Source organism: Hydrogenophaga sp. (assembly GCF_048549895.1).
Lineage (GTDB): Bacteria > Pseudomonadota > Gammaproteobacteria > Burkholderiales > Burkholderiaceae_C > Hydrogenophaga.
Window position 1 is genome coordinate 1 of record NZ_JBLYYB010000020.1, and the last position, 13,713, is coordinate 13,713.

The following is a 13,713-nucleotide window of genomic DNA, read 5'->3' on the forward strand; positions in this document are numbered from 1 at the left end:
CACGGTGCGGATCAGTCGCGCACCATACAGCGCCAGACCCACCGACAAGCCCAGTGCTCCGAGCACCATGATCCAAAGCGGCGTGCCGGCCTTGGTGGCGATGGCGCCCTCTTTAACCGCTTCGTAGATCGCAGCGAGCGGGCCGATGGCGTTGGCCACGTCGTTGGCACCGTGGGCAAAGCTCAGCAGAGCGGCCGAACAGATCAGCGGCCAGGTGAAGAGGCGGTTCACGCCGTCCTTGCTGTTGTCCTGGCGGTTGGCCATGCGCGCAATCGGTTTGCGGATCAGCCACCACACCACCACAGACACCGCCAGCCCGATGACCAGCGCGGTCAGGAAACCGATCTTGACCAGCTGGCTCACCCCTTTGAGCAACATGTAGGTGGTGTAGGCCCAGACCATGAGCGAAATGAGCACTGGCACCACGCGGCTGGCGGCCTCGGTCTTGTCGCTGCGGTAGGTCACGCTGCGTTTGATGAGGTAGAGAAAGGCTGCGGCCATGGCGCCACCCATCAGCGGCGAGATCACCCAGCTGATGACGATGGCGCCGATGGTGTCCCAGTTCACCAGCCCCCAGCCGCCGGCCGCAATACCCGCGCCCATGACCGCGCCGATGATGGAGTGGGTGGTGGACACCGGCGCGCCCAAGGCGGTGGCGAGGTTGAGCCACAGCGCTCCCGCCAGCAAGGCCGAAAACATGACCCAGGCGAACAACGCCGGGTCGTTGATGGCGGCGGGGTCGATGATGCCGCCCTTGATGGTGCCGACCACGTCGCCACCCGCGACGATCGCGCCCAAGGCTTCAAACACCGCTGCGACCACGATGGCCCAACCCATGGTCATGGCGCCCGAGCCCACGGCCGGGCCCATGTTGTTGGCCACGTCGTTGGCGCCGATGTTCATGGCCATGTAGGCACCCACGCTGGCGGCCACGATGAGCAGCCAGACGGCCGAGGAGGTCAGGCCGATGGTGGAGGCGCCGGTGAGCGAGGCGTACACCCCGACCAGGATCAGAAAGAGAACCGCAGCGCCCAGCTGCAGGGTCTCCTGGTGCTTGGAGATGAAGCGGTTACGGGGGGTTTTGGGCATGTGAATCTCGCGTGAATGTCACGATTTTGTCATGTTGATCGGCGTGCCCATCCGATGACGGGCCCAACCGAAGGGCTGCCGCGCTCAGCGCAGGAAGTGCGTGCGGTAGTGCTCCAGCTCGTCGATGGACTCGTGCACATCGGCCAGCGCGGTGTGTTTCTGGTGTTTTTTGAACGCGTCGTACACCTCGGGCCGCCAGCGTTTGGCCAGCTCCTTGAGCGTGCTCACGTCCAGACAGCGGTAGTGGAGGTACGCCTCCAGCTTGGGCATGTACTTCACCAGAAAGCGGCGGTCCTGGCTGATGGTGTTGCCGCACATGGGCGAGCCGCTGCGCGGCACGTACTTGCCGATGAAGGCCAGCAATTCGGCCTGCGCCTGTTCTTCGGTCACGGTGCTGGCCTTGACCTTGTCGATCAGGCCGCTCTTGCCGTGCGTGCCCTTGTTCCAGTTGTCCATGGCGCCCAGCACGGCGTCGCTCTGGTGGATCACCAGCACCGGGCCTTCGATGCGCGGCGTGAGATTCGGACCGGTGATGATCACCGCGATTTCCAGCAGACGTTCCTTCTCGGGGTCCAGGCCGCTCATCTCGCAGTCGATCCAGACCAGGTTCTGGTCACTTTTGGCGAGGGTGGGGGTGTCGGTGGCGGGAGTCGCCAGGGCCGTGTCGGCCGGGGTGGGGGCTGAAGTCATCCGGCGATTTTCACCGATCGGCCGAAGCACCCGGTTGGCGGGGGCCGCGCAGCCATGGCCCCAGGGGCGTGCGGCCGGGGCTGTCTTCGATAGACTCGACCCCCATGGACACAGCTTCGTTTGCCTTCACTGCCCTCTTCTGCGCCCTGCTGGTGCTCGGCCTGGTCATCCGCACCGTGCTCGCCAGCAGGCAGATCCGCCACGTGGCGCGCCACCGCGGCACCGTGCCGGCGGCGTTCAGCGACACCATTTCGGTGGCAGCCCACCAGAAGGCCGCCGACTACACGATCACCAAGACCCGCTTCGGCATGCTCGAGATCGCCATCGACGCTGCCTTGCTGCTGGGCTGGACGCTGCTGGGCGGTCTCAACTGGCTCAACCAGACGCTGCTGTCACTCCTGAGCGGCGGCATGGTGCAACAACTCGCGCTGCTGGGTTCGTTTGCCGTGATCAGTGGCCTGATCACACTGCCGCTGGGCTGGTACGCCACCTTCCGCATCGAAGAACGCTTTGGCTTCAACAAAATGACCACGTCGCTGTGGCTGGGCGACCTGCTCAAAGGCGCGCTGGTCGGCACGCTGGTGGGCCTGCCCATCGCCGCGCTCGTGCTGTGGCTCATGGGTGCCGCCGGGCCGGTCTGGTGGCTCTGGGCGTGGGGTGTGTGGATGGTCTTCAACCTGCTGGCGCTGGTGCTCTACCCCACGGTGATCGCGCCGCTGTTCAACAAGTTCGAGCCGCTGGCCGACGAAACCCTCAAGGCGCGCGTGAACGCGCTCATGCAGCGCTGCGGCTTCGCGGCCAAAGGCTTGTTCGTCATGGACGGCAGCAAGCGCAGCGCACACGCCAACGCCTACTTCACCGGTTTCGGCGCCGCCAAACGCGTGGTGTTCTTCGACACCCTGCTCAAACAACTCAGCCCGGAAGAGATCGACGCCGTGCTCGCGCACGAACTCGGCCACTACAAGCGCCGCCACATCATCAAACGCATCGTGCTGATGTTCTCGCTGAGCCTCGCGGGGTTTGCGCTGCTGGGCTGGGTGTCGAGCCAGGCCTGGTTCTACAGCGGCCTGGGTGTCATGCCTTCGCTGGACACGCCCAACAACGCGCTGGCGCTCATCCTGTTCATGATGGTGGTGCCGCTGCTCACCTTCTTCCTGTCGCCGCTGATGGCGCAGCTCTCGCGCAAGCACGAGTTCGAGGCCGATGCCTACGCCGTGGAACACACCAACGGCGCAGACCTCGCCAGCGCGCTGCTCAAGCTCTACAAAGACAACGCCAGCACGCTCACGCCCGACCCGGTGTACGCGCGCTTCTACTATTCCCATCCACCGGCCAGCGAACGCCTCACCCGCCTGCTGGCCGCTGCCTGAGCACACCCATGAACCCCATCCACCAGAACCGCCGCGCCCTGTCGGCCACCGAAATCGTGGGCCAGCTCACCCAGCTCAACGGCGAGTCCGCTCAAGGCTGGAAACTGATCGACGGTGCGCTGGAGAAGACCTTCACCTTCGCCAATTTCCACGAGACCATGGCCTTCGTGAACGCCGTGGCCTGGATCGCCCACCGCGAAGACCACCACCCCGACCTGGCCCTGGGCTACAGCCGCTGCACGGTGCGCTTCAACACGCACGACGTGGGCGGCATTTCGGTGAGCGACTTCCACTGCGCGGGCGCGGTGGACGCCCTGCAGAAGGCCTGATGGCCGATCTTCAAACCGGCTTGGTGGTGGCGGCCCACGGGCGCCACTGCATGGTGGAAAGCAGCAACGGCGAACGCCGCATCTGCCACCCCCGGGGCAAAAAGAACCCGGTGGTGGTGGGTGATGAGGTGCAATGGCAGATCACCGGCGACGAAGGCAGCATCGAGCGTGTGAACGAGCGGCGCAACCTGTTCTACCGCCAGGACGAGATGCGCACCAAGTCGTTCGCCGCCAACCTCGACCAGGTGCTGGTGCTGGTGGCCGCCGACCCCGAGTTTTCCGAAAGCCAGCTGGCGCGCGCCCTGATCGCCGCGCAGGCCGAGCGCATCGAAGTGCTGATCGTGCTCAACAAGAGCGATCTGCAACCCGCCTTTGACCGCGCCTGGGCCAGACTTGACCCGTACCGACGCATGGGCTGCACGGTGATGCCGCTGCGCCTGAAGGCCGAAGGCCAGGACGCCGGTGGCGACGACGGCCTGCACGCGCTGCAGCAGCGCCTGGCTGGCCAACGCACGCTGGTGCTCGGCCCGTCGGGTGTGGGCAAGAGCACGCTGGTGAACCGGCTGGTGCCCACGGCCAAAGCACTCACCGGCGAGATTTCGCGCGCGCTGAATTCGGGCAAACACACGACCACCAGCACCAGTTGGTATTGGGTGGACGAAGCCCGCACCACCGCGCTGATCGACTCACCCGGCTTCCAGGAATTTGGCCTGAACCACATCGAACCCATGCAGCTCGCGCACCTGATGCCCGACCTGAACGCCACGCTGGGCAGTTGCCGCTTCTACAACTGCACCCACCTGCACGAGCCGGGTTGTGCGGTGGTGGCGCATGTGCAGACGGGTGATGCGGAAGTGACCGGGGGCGATCCGCTGGCGATCAGCGAGAACCGCTACCGGCTGTACCGCGAGTTGTTTGCCGAACTGTCCGACAAGCGCAAGTACTGAACCGGGTCGGGAGCGGGTTCAGAAGCGCGCGAGCGTGACCAGCGCGAGCAGCAGCATCCACAACACCACCGCACGCCACACCAGCCCCACCACGCTGCCCAGGTGCGCCAGCTGCGGCTCGGGCCGGCTGCCGGGGTCGCCCTCTTCCGGCACGAGCGATGGATCGGCTTGCGGTGTGAGGCGCACATTGAGCGCGCCCGAGGTGGCTGCCAGCACCACACCGTTGCTGCCCGGCGCAAAACGTTCGGCGTCGCCGCGCCAGCTGGCCACGGCTTCCTCGAAGTTGCCCACCACCGCAAAGCCCAGCGCCGTCACGCGGGCTGGCACGTGGTCGACAAACGCCCATGCCTTGGCGGCAGCGTGTTGCAGGGCCACGCTCGGCGTGCCATCGGGGCGCGCGCGCCAGTTGCGCGACAGGTACTCGGCCGAACGGTAGAACACCGCGCCGGCTGGCCCCAACCCCAGGGCCCAGAACACCACAAAGCACACCAGCACACCGAACACATGGCGGTGCGCAGACAGCACCGAATGTTCGATCACCTGGCGTAGCAGCTCGCTGCGCGGCAGGCTCGATGCATCGACCCGAAGCCAGGCGGCGAGCTTCTCGCGCGCCAGCGCGTCGTTGCCTTCTTCGAGCGCGTTGCGGATCTCGCTGAAATGGTGGCTGAACTGGCGAAAGCCCAGCGTCACGTAGAGCACCGCCACCATCCACACAAAGGCCAGCACCGAACTGAACCACCACAAGCCCCAGTGCACCAGTGCCACGGTGATGGCAGGCACCCCCACGGCCAGCGACCAGGCGACCCAGCCGTGCGAGGACTCGCCCGCGTCGAGGTTGCGGCGAACCGTGCGCGACCAGCCGCGCAACCCGGCGTGCACCACGTTGTCGTAGGCCAGCGGACGCGCCTGCTCCAGCAGCAAGGCAACGAGAATGGCGAAAAAACCCATGGGTCGATCATAGTGGCCTGCACAGCGCAGGCCACCCATGCCGCTCAGGCGCTGAGCAGCCGGTAAAAGTTGCGCAGCATACCGGCGGTGGCGCCCCAGATGAAGCGCTCCTGATCGCCGTCCTGGTAGGGCATGGAATACCACTCGCGCACCACGCCTTCGAAGTCGAACGCATGCCGGCGGTGGTGCAGCGGGTTCATGAGAAAGGACAGCGGTACTTCGAACACGTCGTCCACCTCGTCGGGGTTGGGCACGAGCTCGAACCCCGGCTCCACCAGCCCCACCACCGGCGTGACGATGAACGACGTGCCCGTGACGTACACCGGCAGCGTGCCCAGCACCTCGATGCGCTCGGGCTCAATGCCGATCTCTTCAAAGGTTTCGCGCAGCGCGGCGGCCGTGGCATCCGCGTCGGTCGGATCGATCTTGCCGCCGGGCAAAGCGATCTGGCCCGAATGCGTGGACAGGCGAGCCGTGCGCTGGGTGAGCAGCAAGGTGAGCTCGTCGCGCATCACCAGCGGCAGCATCACGGCCGCATGGGCGGGTGCGCGGTTGGCAAACTTGATCTCGCGCACCAGCTCGGGCGTCCACTGCGGCGGGTTGGCAAACAGCTGGCGCAAGCCGTGGGCGGTGAGGCGCTCGGGGTGGGCGGGGTGCGCGATGTCGTCGGCGTTGACGATGGGCACCAGGCGGGGATCGAACGCGGGCAGCAGTTGGGTCATGGGTGGCAGAGCATAGGCCAGACGCAAAAAAGCCGCTCCTGGGAGCGGCTTTTTGATGGCAGAGCAAACAAAAGCTTATGCAGCCTTGGCGCCCAGCTTTTCCTTGATACGTGCCGACTTGCCGCTGCGATCGCGCAGGTAGTACAGCTTGGCACGGCGCACATCACCGCGGCGCTTGACTTCGATCTTGGCGATCAGCGGGCTGTACAGCGGGAAGGTGCGCTCGACGCCTTCACCGTTGGAGATCTTGCGCACGATGAAGCTGGAGTTGAGGCCACGGTTGCGGCGGGCAACCACCACACCTTCGTAGGCCTGCAAACGCTTGCGGGTGCCTTCGATCACGTTCACGCTGACGATCACGGTGTCGCCAGGGGCGAACGGCGGAATGACTTTGCCGAGGCGAGCAATTTCTTCTTGCTCAAGGGTCTGGATGAGGTTCATGGTGTCCTGTTCGTCGATCATTCCCGCGCTGCACTAAAGGCCACGAATCCGGCAGGGGCCCTGTCCAACCCTTCACAGAAGATCTGCTGGGGTTGCGGGCTGACCCGGTCGCGGCGGCCGGTAGAGGATCGAAAAGCCTTGGATTATAGCAAGCCCTGCGCGCGCAGGAAACTTTGGTCGGCGGCGTCGAGCAAACCCTGCTCCCGGGCACGGGTGAGCAGGTCAGGCCGCTGGCGGGCGGTGACCAGCAAACTCTGCTCGCGCCGGTGGCGGGCGATGCGCTCGTGGTGGCCGCCCAGCAGCACCTCGGGCACCGGCATGGCGCCTCTCGGGCCCTGCCAGACTTCGGGACGCGTGTGGTGCGGGCTGTCGAGCAAGCCGTCGAGCGCGGGGTTGAAACTGTCCTGCTGGTGGCTGCCCTCGTCGCTCAACACACCGGGCTGCAGCCGCGCCACGGCATCGAGCAGCGCCATGGCGGCGATCTCGCCACCCGAGAGCACGAAGTCGCCCAGGCTGATCTGCCGGTCGACACAGGCGTCGATGAAACGTTGGTCGATGCCTTCGTAGCGGCCACACAGCAACACGGCGCCGTGGCTGGCGGACCAGCGTTCAACGCCGGCGTGGTTGAGGGTTTCGCCGATGGGGGAAAACAAAACGACCGGCGCGCGCGCATGGTCGGACTCGGCGCGCTGAGCGCGCACGGCCTGCAGGCACTGCCACAAGGGTTCGGCCATCATGACCATGCCGGGGCCGCCGCCAAACGGGCGGTCGTCCACTCGGCGGTAGTTGCCTTCGGCGAAATCGCGCGGATTCCAGAGGTGAACGTCGACCAGCCCGGACTCAAAAGCACGGCGGTTGATGCCGTGCTGCAGAAACGGTGCAAACAGTTCAGGAAACAGCGTGATGACGTCGAAGCGCATCAGGGCAGATCAATAGTCTGTTTGCCAGTCGGCAGTGATGCGGCGTGCGGCCTTGTCCACGTTGTCGATGTACGCGGCCACGAACGGGATCATGCGTTCGGCCAGTTGCTCGACACCATCGACGCTGTCGGTGTATTCGAGCACCAGCACGGAGTTGGGGCCGGTGGCCATGAGGTCGCGCACCACGCCCAAGTGCACGCCTTCGCGGTTCACCACATCCAGCCCGATCAGATCGACCCAGTAGTACTCACCCTCGGGCGTGGCCGGGAAGGCGCTGCGCGGCAGGTAGATGCGAACGCCCTTGAGCGCTTCGGCCGAGTTGCGGTCGTTCACGCCTTCGATCTGGGCGACCAGGCCGTCGGTGTGGGGTTTGACCTCGTCGAGCGCAATGCTCACGCAGCCCGAAAACGCCGAGAAGCCGCGCGCGAAGCGGGCTTCGGGCGGCTCCAGGAACCATTGCTGGGAAGCGATCAGCGCCGAGGTGTCGGCGCTGTAGGGCAGGATGCGGACCCAGCCCTTGATGCCCCACGCGTCTTGTATGCGCCCCAGCTCGACCGCATCGGCCGGGAGGGACGACGCCGTGAAGGCGCCGGACGCGGGGCTGCTCACCGTGCGGTCAGCAAGATCAGGCTGCGACGGCGGCCTTGGTGGCGTTCTGCTTGACCAGACGCTCCACCGTGTCGGACGGGGTGGCGCCCACGCCGGTCCAGTAGGTCAGGCGGTCCAGGGCGATGCGCAGGGGCTCTTCACCACCGCGTGCCAGGGGGTTGTAGAAGCCGATGCGCTCGATGAAACGACCGTCACGACGGTTGCGCTTGTCGGCCACAACGATGTTGTAGAAAGGACGGGACTTTGAGCCGCCGCGGGAGAGTCGAATGACGACCATGATTTATCCTTCGGGTGGAGAGGTGCCGAAATTGGCACATCACTGGATCTTTCGATCCGCTTTATCTGCAGCGCTTGAGACACACGACTGACCACCCGGTCAGCGAAACGCCACGAAACCCGCGATTATAGCCCGTCTGATGACCCCAAGGCCACAGACTCCACCCTGTTCGTTCTGAAACGCCCCATGTCCACGATCCGCCCCAGCCGAGACGACGATCTCGACACCATCACCCGCATCTATGGCCACCACGTGCTGCACGGCACCGGCACCTTTGAAACCACGCCGCCCAGCCTGGCCGACATGACCACGCGGCGCGCCGATGTGCTGACCAAAGGCCTGCCCTGGCTGGTGGTGGAAGACGGCGGCCAGGTGCTGGGGTTTGCCTACGGCAACTGGTTCAAGCCCCGGCCGGCGTACCGATTTTCGGTGGAAGACTCGATCTACATGGACCCGGCCGCGCACGGCAAGGGCCTGGGCCGCGCGCTGCTGACCGAGCTCATGGCGGCGCTGGAGCGCAGCGGGGTGCGCAAGGTCATGGCCGTGATCGGTGACTCGGCCAACGCGGGTTCGATCGGCGTGCACAAGGCGCTGGGCTTCGAGACGGTGGGCGTGGTGCAGTCGTGCGGCTGGAAGTTCGACCGCTGGCTGGACATCGTGCTGATGCAGAGAACGCTGGGTGCCGGCGACACCACGCCGCCTGAAAGCGCCGCGTGATCGGGCGCGGCAAAAACAAGACGCTGGCCGCGGTGCTGGCGGTGCTGGGGGGCACGCTCGGCTTGCACCGTTTCTATTTGCGGGGTCTGGGCGACTGGATCGGCTGGCTGCACCCGATTCCAGCGGCCCTGGGTTGGTGGGGCGTGGACCGCGTGCTCACATACGGGCAGGACGACAAGCTCTCCTGGGTGCTGATCCCGCTGTTGGGCATGACGATCGCCGCGAGCTGCCTCACCGGCATCGTCTACGCGCTCACCGATCGAGAAAAGTGGAACCGCTGGTTCAACCCGACGCTGCCGGTGGACGCCAACGCCGGCGCCACGCACTGGCTCACCATCGCCACGCTGGTGCTGGCGCTGCTCATGGGCACGGTGGCCTTCATGGGCAGCCTGGCCTTCGGCATTCAGCGTTACTTCGAATACCAGATCGAAGAGGCCCGCAAGATCAGCCAGTGACGGTCGTCAGTTGATCCACGACATGGCCAGCATGAAGAAACTCAAGGTGAAGAGCGACACCAGCGTGGTCATGCCCATGCTGGCGGTCGTGAGTTCCTGGGCGGCGTCGTAGCGCTGGGCGAACAGGAAGACGTTGGCGCCGATGGGCAGCGCGCCGGCCACCACGATCACGGTCAGCGGCAGACCGGTGATGCCCAAGGCCCAGGCGCTCAGGCCCACCATCACGGGCAACAAGAGGTTCTTGGACACCGTGATCCACAACGCGTCGCGCAGGTGCCCACGCAGCGGCGTGCTGGCCAGCGTCACCCCCATCAGCACCAGCGACAGCGGGCCAAAGGCGTTGCCCAGCAGCAGCAGCGGCTTATCGATCACCGCGGGCAAGCTCAGGCCCGTTTGTGAGAACAGCAGGCCGCTGATGATGGGCAAAGGAATGGGGTGGATCAACGCGCCCTTGATGGCCGAGGCGGCGGTTTGCCAGAGGTGGGGCGCGCGCTCACCACCCGCCCGGGCTTCGCGCGCCACCGCCAGCTCCAGCACGATGGAACCGGTGGTCAGCAGGATCAGCGCGTGCACCGACACCAGCGTGAGCAGCGTGACCAGCCCTGCCTTGCCGTAGGCCAGCTCCACCAGCGTGATGCCGATCATCACCATGTTGGAAAACACCCCGGCCATCGCCATGACCACGCTGGTTCGGTTGAAGCCGCGCCAGGCGATGGACAGCGCGAGCAGCAACAGCGCGGCGGGGAAGTAGGCCAGCACCGGCCGCAGGTCGAGCTCTTCGAAACGCACCGCGCTCATGGTGCGAAACAGCAGCGCCGGGATCAGCACCAGGAACACCAGGTTGGAGAGGTCCTTCACCGAGGCATCGCGGATCCACTGCAGCCGCCCGGCGAGGAAGCCGATGGCCATCAGGAGAAAGACGGGGGTGAGGGAGGCGACGGCGGGGTGGGCAGCAAAGTTCACCCGCCGATGGTAGCCGCGCTAGGGAACGCCCACGGCGTTGGTGATGCGGTAGTACAGACCGTAAGGGTCGTTCTGCAGCACATGAAAGGTGCCTTCCACCACCACGGCTTCGAGCTTGTATTTCACCGGCGTTTTGGTGCGCACTTCCACCATGCTCTCGGGCCCGCCGGGTGTGCAGAAACCGCAGGTGAGCGGCACCGAGGCGAGCAAAAAATGGCGCTGGTTCTCACCGGGCTCCAGCGGCATCATGAAACCCTGCAGGCGCAGCGTTTTCTGGTGGAGTGAGGCCACCGGCGCGGGGTACACCGGCACGATGCGTTTTTTCTCCACCCGGGTCGTGATGTCGGTCAGCGTGGACCAGGCCACCACGTCGGTGCGTTTGGGCAGCGGCGCAAACGGGCTCAGCGGGCTGTGCACGCCAGCGCCCTGCCCGTGCGGCAATGCCGTGCCGGCGGGCGGCGGGGTGCCCGCCGGCAGCGGTGAGCTCAGCGTCTGCGCAGACGCGCCCGCCGCCAGAAGACAGCTCAGCCACAGGCCAGTGAAGGGGGTTCGCATCGGCTCGGGCTCCTGTTGGGTTGGGCGGGACTCAGTGGGCGTGGCGCATGCCGCAGTATTTGCCCAGGGCCAGACCCTTGCAGGCCGCCTGGAGTTCCGCCATGCAGACTTTTTCGCCCTTGCCGGCCTCCAGGCACTTGACGGCACCTTCGTGCGCAGCGGCCATGCCACGGTGGCGCTGGACGTCTTCTTTCAGTTCCTTGTCGGAATGTTGGGCCAGAGCAGCGCCAGACAGGAGAACGGCGGACAGGAACAGAACAGCTTTTTTCATGGGATCACCTGGAGTTGAGAAGTTGAGAAACGTCGACGCGGTAGGCGCTGACGACGGGCACCAGCGCTGCCACCACCGCCACACCGAAGGCCAGCACCGGCACCCAGGCAACGCCTGGTACCCACTGCCAGCCGTTGACGGCCAGCGACTGGCTGTCCATCAGCAGAGAACCGAGCAGCGCCGCCAGACCGTGCGCCGCCAGCAGGCCGAGCACACAGGCCAGCGCGGCCAGCCACAGGGCTTCGCACATCAGCAAGGCGGCCACACGCGCCGGCGGTGCACCCAGCATTCGCAGCATGGCCAAGTCGCCCCGGCGCTCGCGCACCGCGCTCCACAGCGCGATGAACACCGACAGGCCAGCGACGACGAGCAAGGCCGCGGCCATGGCGCGCAGCACCTGCGTGCCCACACCCACCATGCCGAGCAGCCGTGTGATTTCCAGCGCCGGCGCGGCGGCCTGCATCGAGGTGGTGCTGTTGATGAAGCGCGGGAAGCTCACCGCGGCCATGGGCGTGTTGTAGGTGATCAGCGCCAGCGTGATCTCGCGATCGTCTTCCAGTGCCTGCGCAAGTTCACGGCGCTCGGCCTCGTCCATGCCATCTCCGGCGTGCAGGTCGTCGTGCACCTGCCAGACCGATTCGGTGGCGGTGAGGACCAGCCGGTCGAGCACGCAGCCGCAGGGGGCGAGCACACCGCTCACGGTGTAGGGCGTGCTGCCGTGTGTGGCGCCGCCCGCGCCCAGGCCGTGGGCGCCCTCAAAGGTCTGGCCCGGTTGCAACCCGGTGCGGCTCGCCACCTGCGCGCCGAGCACCGCCTGCATGGGCGTTGACCACAGCGCTCCCTGTGCGAGTTGTGCGCCGTAGTGCGCGGCGTAGTCCGGCGTGGTGCCCACGATGCGAAAGCCCTGCAGGTTGTCGCCCAGGCTCAGGGGAATGAGTTGGGCCACCTGCGGGTGTTGGGCCAGCCGCTGCACCTCGGCCAGCGGGATGTTGCCCGGCGGCACGTCGAGGTGGAACACGCCCGCGAGGATCAGCTGCATCGGGCTGCCCTTGGCGCCCACCACCGCGTCGATGCCGGCCAGGTCGCGTTCGAAGGCGCGGTCGATCTGGTCGCGCGCGATCAGCACGAAAGCCATGGAAGCCAGGCCCAGCGCGAGCAACAACAGGTTGAGCGTGGTGGCCAGCGGCCGCGACCACAGATAGCGCCACGAGAGGCCGAACGCGTTCATGCGGCCACCCCGGCGTCGAACGCGAGCACGCTGGCCTGCGGCAGCGCCTGCCACACGCGTGCGTCGTGGGTGGCGATGACCAGCGTGGCGTTCAGGCTGCCCGCACACGTTCTCAGCAGGCTCAGCGAAGCCGCGCACGCCGCGTCGTCCAGGCTGGCGGTGGGCTCGTCGGCCAGGATCACGCTCGGGCGCAGCAGCAGCGCGCGAGCCAGCGCCACACGCTGCGCCTGACCACCCGAGAGCTGCGAAGGTTGGCGAGCAGCCAGTGCCGCGATGTCCAGGGCTTGCAAGGCCTGGGTAACGGCGGCCCGGTCCACCCGCAGGCCGGCGGCAAAAAACACCAGGCCCAGGTTGTCCGCCACCGACAAGGCTTCGCTCAGGTGCAGCTTCTGCGGCAAAAAACCGATGTGGCGTGCGCGCCAGGCATCCCGCGCGGCCGCAGACAGCCCGCCCACCGACTGCCCGTTCACCACCACCTCGCCCGCCGTGGGCGTGAGCAATCCACTGGCCAGCGCCAGCCAGGTCGACTTGCCGCTGCCCGACGGCCCGCGCAAGAGCAGCGTGCCGCCCTGCGCCACCGACACATCGGCAAACCGCAGCGGCTCGGCGCGCGGGTAGGCGAACTGCAGACCGCGGCTGTGGATCACGCCGCAGGCTCCGCGCAGCCGGAGCAGGTGCCGTGGATGGACACATCCACCCGCTCGCCGTGGTGACCGAGGCGGGCGAGCGCCGCCAGCAGATCGTGCGTGGCGACCCGGGTGGATTCGCCCGCTTCGGTGAGCTCGAAATGGCGGTGGCAGGCATCGCACTCAAAACGCGGCAGGGCGCCCTCTTCCACCGCCCGCGATGCCGGCAAGGCCAGACTGAAACGCCAGGTGCGCGCGTCGTCGGCCTGGCGCTGCAGCACGCCGCAGCCGGCCAGGCGATCGAGCAGGCGGTAGAGCGTGACGCGGTTGATGTCCAGGCCACGCGCGGTGAGCAAGGCCAGCGCCTGCGCGTGGGTCAGCCCGCCGGCAGGCCGGGCCAGAAACAGGCCGAGCACGGCGCGCGTGGCGAGCGTCCGGCGCAGGCCGGCGGCTTCCATGCGCGACTGGATCTCGGGCGGCACACCAGGAAGCGCGGGGCGGGGGCGGAGGGACACGTGGGACTTTGGAGGTTGCTGCAACCCGTGAATATTAACGC

The 13,713-nt window shown here is 66.7% G+C and carries 19 protein-coding genes; 5 read left to right on the forward strand and 14 right to left on the reverse strand.

Going from position 1 to position 13,713, the window contains the following annotated elements; all coding sequences use genetic code 11:
* The coding region (locus tag ACN4F8_RS01600) for an inorganic phosphate transporter (protein ID WP_419471974.1) at window positions 1-1,089 on the reverse strand (1,089 nt) is incomplete at its 3' end.
* An 84-nt stretch (window positions 1,090-1,173) separates the two neighbouring features.
* On the reverse strand, window positions 1,174-1,779 hold the full coding sequence (gene orn, locus ACN4F8_RS01605; RefSeq protein WP_419471975.1) for an oligoribonuclease: 606 nt from the start codon (window positions 1,777-1,779) through the stop codon (window positions 1,174-1,176).
* A 104-nt stretch (window positions 1,780-1,883) separates the two neighbouring features.
* Here orn and ACN4F8_RS01610 point away from each other — a divergent pair, with 104 nt between their 5' ends.
* The 3 genes from ACN4F8_RS01610 to rsgA are packed head-to-tail and all read left to right on the forward strand — an operon-like array spanning window position 1,884 to window position 4,425.
* Window positions 1,884-3,149: a M48 family metallopeptidase gene (locus ACN4F8_RS01610; protein WP_419471976.1), complete on the forward strand. Its 1,266-nt coding sequence runs from the start codon at window positions 1,884-1,886 to the stop codon at window positions 3,147-3,149.
* A gap of 8 nt (window positions 3,150-3,157) precedes the next feature.
* Window positions 3,158-3,478 (forward strand): 4a-hydroxytetrahydrobiopterin dehydratase, encoded by a 321-nt coding sequence (locus ACN4F8_RS01615; protein ID WP_419471977.1) that lies wholly within the window; start codon window positions 3,158-3,160, stop codon window positions 3,476-3,478.
* A complete protein-coding gene (gene rsgA / locus ACN4F8_RS01620) occupies window positions 3,478-4,425 on the forward strand; it encodes a ribosome small subunit-dependent GTPase A (protein ID WP_419471978.1) in 948 nt (315 codons plus the stop codon). The genes ACN4F8_RS01615 and rsgA overlap by 1 nt, the downstream gene beginning before the upstream one ends.
* Window positions 4,426-4,443: 18 nt before the next feature.
* Here rsgA and ACN4F8_RS01625 read toward each other — a convergent pair whose 3' ends face one another.
* The 6 genes from ACN4F8_RS01625 to rpsP all read right to left on the reverse strand — a co-directional run bounded on the left by ACN4F8_RS01625 (window position 4,444) and on the right by rpsP (window position 8,342).
* Window positions 4,444-5,373, reverse strand: a complete 930-nt coding sequence (locus tag ACN4F8_RS01625) for a CobD/CbiB family protein (RefSeq protein ID WP_419471979.1) — start codon at window positions 5,371-5,373, stop codon at window positions 4,444-4,446.
* A gap of 44 nt (window positions 5,374-5,417) precedes the next feature.
* Window positions 5,418-6,095, reverse strand: a complete 678-nt coding sequence (locus ACN4F8_RS01630; RefSeq protein ID WP_419471980.1) for a CoA pyrophosphatase — start codon at window positions 6,093-6,095, stop codon at window positions 5,418-5,420.
* A gap of 75 nt (window positions 6,096-6,170) precedes the next feature.
* Window positions 6,171-6,536: a 50S ribosomal protein L19 gene (gene rplS, locus ACN4F8_RS01635; RefSeq protein ID WP_069048777.1), complete on the reverse strand. Its 366-nt coding sequence runs from the start codon at window positions 6,534-6,536 to the stop codon at window positions 6,171-6,173.
* Window positions 6,537-6,679: 143 nt separating this feature from the next.
* Window positions 6,680-7,456 carry a tRNA (guanosine(37)-N1)-methyltransferase TrmD gene (gene trmD, locus ACN4F8_RS01640; RefSeq protein WP_419471981.1) on the reverse strand — a complete coding sequence of 259 codons (777 nt, stop codon included), beginning with the start codon at window positions 7,454-7,456 and terminating at the stop codon, window positions 6,680-6,682.
* A 9-nt stretch (window positions 7,457-7,465) separates the two neighbouring features.
* Window positions 7,466-8,065, reverse strand: coding sequence for a ribosome maturation factor RimM (rimM, locus tag ACN4F8_RS01645; protein ID WP_419471982.1), 600 nt, complete (start codon window positions 8,063-8,065; stop codon window positions 7,466-7,468).
* A gap of 16 nt (window positions 8,066-8,081) precedes the next feature.
* A complete protein-coding gene (gene rpsP, locus ACN4F8_RS01650) occupies window positions 8,082-8,342 on the reverse strand; it encodes a 30S ribosomal protein S16 (RefSeq protein WP_159607503.1) in 261 nt (86 codons plus the stop codon).
* Window positions 8,343-8,528: 186 nt separating this feature from the next.
* Between rpsP and ACN4F8_RS01655 the strand changes: the two genes are divergently transcribed.
* Both ACN4F8_RS01655 and ACN4F8_RS01660 read left to right on the forward strand, forming a co-directional pair.
* The gene (locus tag ACN4F8_RS01655; RefSeq protein WP_419471983.1) at window positions 8,529-9,059 is read left to right on the forward strand and encodes an N-acetyltransferase family protein; all 531 of its coding nucleotides are present in this window, start codon (window positions 8,529-8,531) and stop codon (window positions 9,057-9,059) included.
* Complete coding sequence (locus ACN4F8_RS01660; RefSeq protein ID WP_069048776.1) at window positions 9,059-9,514, forward strand: NINE protein; 456 nt, start codon at window positions 9,059-9,061, stop codon at window positions 9,512-9,514. Before ACN4F8_RS01655 ends, ACN4F8_RS01660 begins: the two co-directional genes overlap by 1 nt.
* Before the next feature lie 6 nt (window positions 9,515-9,520).
* Here ACN4F8_RS01660 and ACN4F8_RS01665 read toward each other — a convergent pair whose 3' ends face one another.
* The 6 genes from ACN4F8_RS01665 to ACN4F8_RS01690 are packed head-to-tail and all read right to left on the reverse strand — an operon-like array spanning window position 9,521 to window position 13,672.
* Window positions 9,521-10,477 (reverse strand): AEC family transporter, encoded by a 957-nt coding sequence (locus ACN4F8_RS01665; protein WP_419471984.1) that lies wholly within the window; start codon window positions 10,475-10,477, stop codon window positions 9,521-9,523.
* An 18-nt stretch (window positions 10,478-10,495) separates the two neighbouring features.
* Window positions 10,496-11,032, reverse strand: a complete 537-nt coding sequence (locus tag ACN4F8_RS01670) for a DUF3299 domain-containing protein (RefSeq protein WP_419471985.1) — start codon at window positions 11,030-11,032, stop codon at window positions 10,496-10,498.
* 31 nt (window positions 11,033-11,063) lie between these two features.
* Window positions 11,064-11,303, reverse strand: coding sequence for a hypothetical protein (locus ACN4F8_RS01675; RefSeq protein ID WP_419471986.1), 240 nt, complete (start codon window positions 11,301-11,303; stop codon window positions 11,064-11,066).
* 4 nt (window positions 11,304-11,307) lie between these two features.
* Window positions 11,308-12,531 (reverse strand): FtsX-like permease family protein, encoded by a 1,224-nt coding sequence (locus ACN4F8_RS01680; RefSeq protein WP_419471987.1) that lies wholly within the window; start codon window positions 12,529-12,531, stop codon window positions 11,308-11,310.
* A complete protein-coding gene (locus ACN4F8_RS01685; protein ID WP_419471988.1) occupies window positions 12,528-13,178 on the reverse strand; it encodes an ABC transporter ATP-binding protein in 651 nt (216 codons plus the stop codon). The genes ACN4F8_RS01680 and ACN4F8_RS01685 overlap by 4 nt, the downstream gene beginning before the upstream one ends.
* Window positions 13,175-13,672, reverse strand: a complete 498-nt coding sequence (locus ACN4F8_RS01690; RefSeq protein ID WP_419471989.1) for a Fur family transcriptional regulator — start codon at window positions 13,670-13,672, stop codon at window positions 13,175-13,177. Before ACN4F8_RS01690 ends, ACN4F8_RS01685 begins: the two co-directional genes overlap by 4 nt.
* Window positions 13,673-13,713: the final 41 nt, after the last annotated feature.

Bases quoted from the DNA above. Each gene is read 5' to 3' on its own strand.
- orn (WP_419471975.1), bottom strand. From the start codon at position 1,779: ATGACTTCAGCCCCCACCCCGGCCGACACGGCCCTGGCGACTCCCGCC.
- ACN4F8_RS01610 (WP_419471976.1), top strand. From the start codon at position 1,884: ATGGACACAGCTTCGTTTGCCTTCACTGCCCTCTTCTGCGCCCTGCTG.
- ACN4F8_RS01615 (WP_419471977.1), top strand. From the start codon at position 3,158: ATGAACCCCATCCACCAGAACCGCCGCGCCCTGTCGGCCACCGAAATC.
- rsgA (WP_419471978.1), top strand. From the start codon at position 3,478: ATGGCCGATCTTCAAACCGGCTTGGTGGTGGCGGCCCACGGGCGCCAC.
- ACN4F8_RS01625 (WP_419471979.1), bottom strand. From the start codon at position 5,373: ATGGGTTTTTTCGCCATTCTCGTTGCCTTGCTGCTGGAGCAGGCGCGT.
- ACN4F8_RS01630 (WP_419471980.1), bottom strand. From the start codon at position 6,095: ATGACCCAACTGCTGCCCGCGTTCGATCCCCGCCTGGTGCCCATCGTC.
- rplS (WP_069048777.1), bottom strand. From the start codon at position 6,536: ATGAACCTCATCCAGACCCTTGAGCAAGAAGAAATTGCTCGCCTCGGC.
- trmD (WP_419471981.1), bottom strand. From the start codon at position 7,456: ATGCGCTTCGACGTCATCACGCTGTTTCCTGAACTGTTTGCACCGTTT.
- rpsP (WP_159607503.1), bottom strand. From the start codon at position 8,342: ATGGTCGTCATTCGACTCTCCCGCGGCGGCTCAAAGTCCCGTCCTTTC.
- ACN4F8_RS01655 (WP_419471983.1), top strand. From the start codon at position 8,529: ATGTCCACGATCCGCCCCAGCCGAGACGACGATCTCGACACCATCACC.
- ACN4F8_RS01670 (WP_419471985.1), bottom strand. From the start codon at position 11,032: ATGCGAACCCCCTTCACTGGCCTGTGGCTGAGCTGTCTTCTGGCGGCG.
- ACN4F8_RS01675 (WP_419471986.1), bottom strand. From the start codon at position 11,303: ATGAAAAAAGCTGTTCTGTTCCTGTCCGCCGTTCTCCTGTCTGGCGCT.
- ACN4F8_RS01680 (WP_419471987.1), bottom strand. From the start codon at position 12,531: ATGAACGCGTTCGGCCTCTCGTGGCGCTATCTGTGGTCGCGGCCGCTG.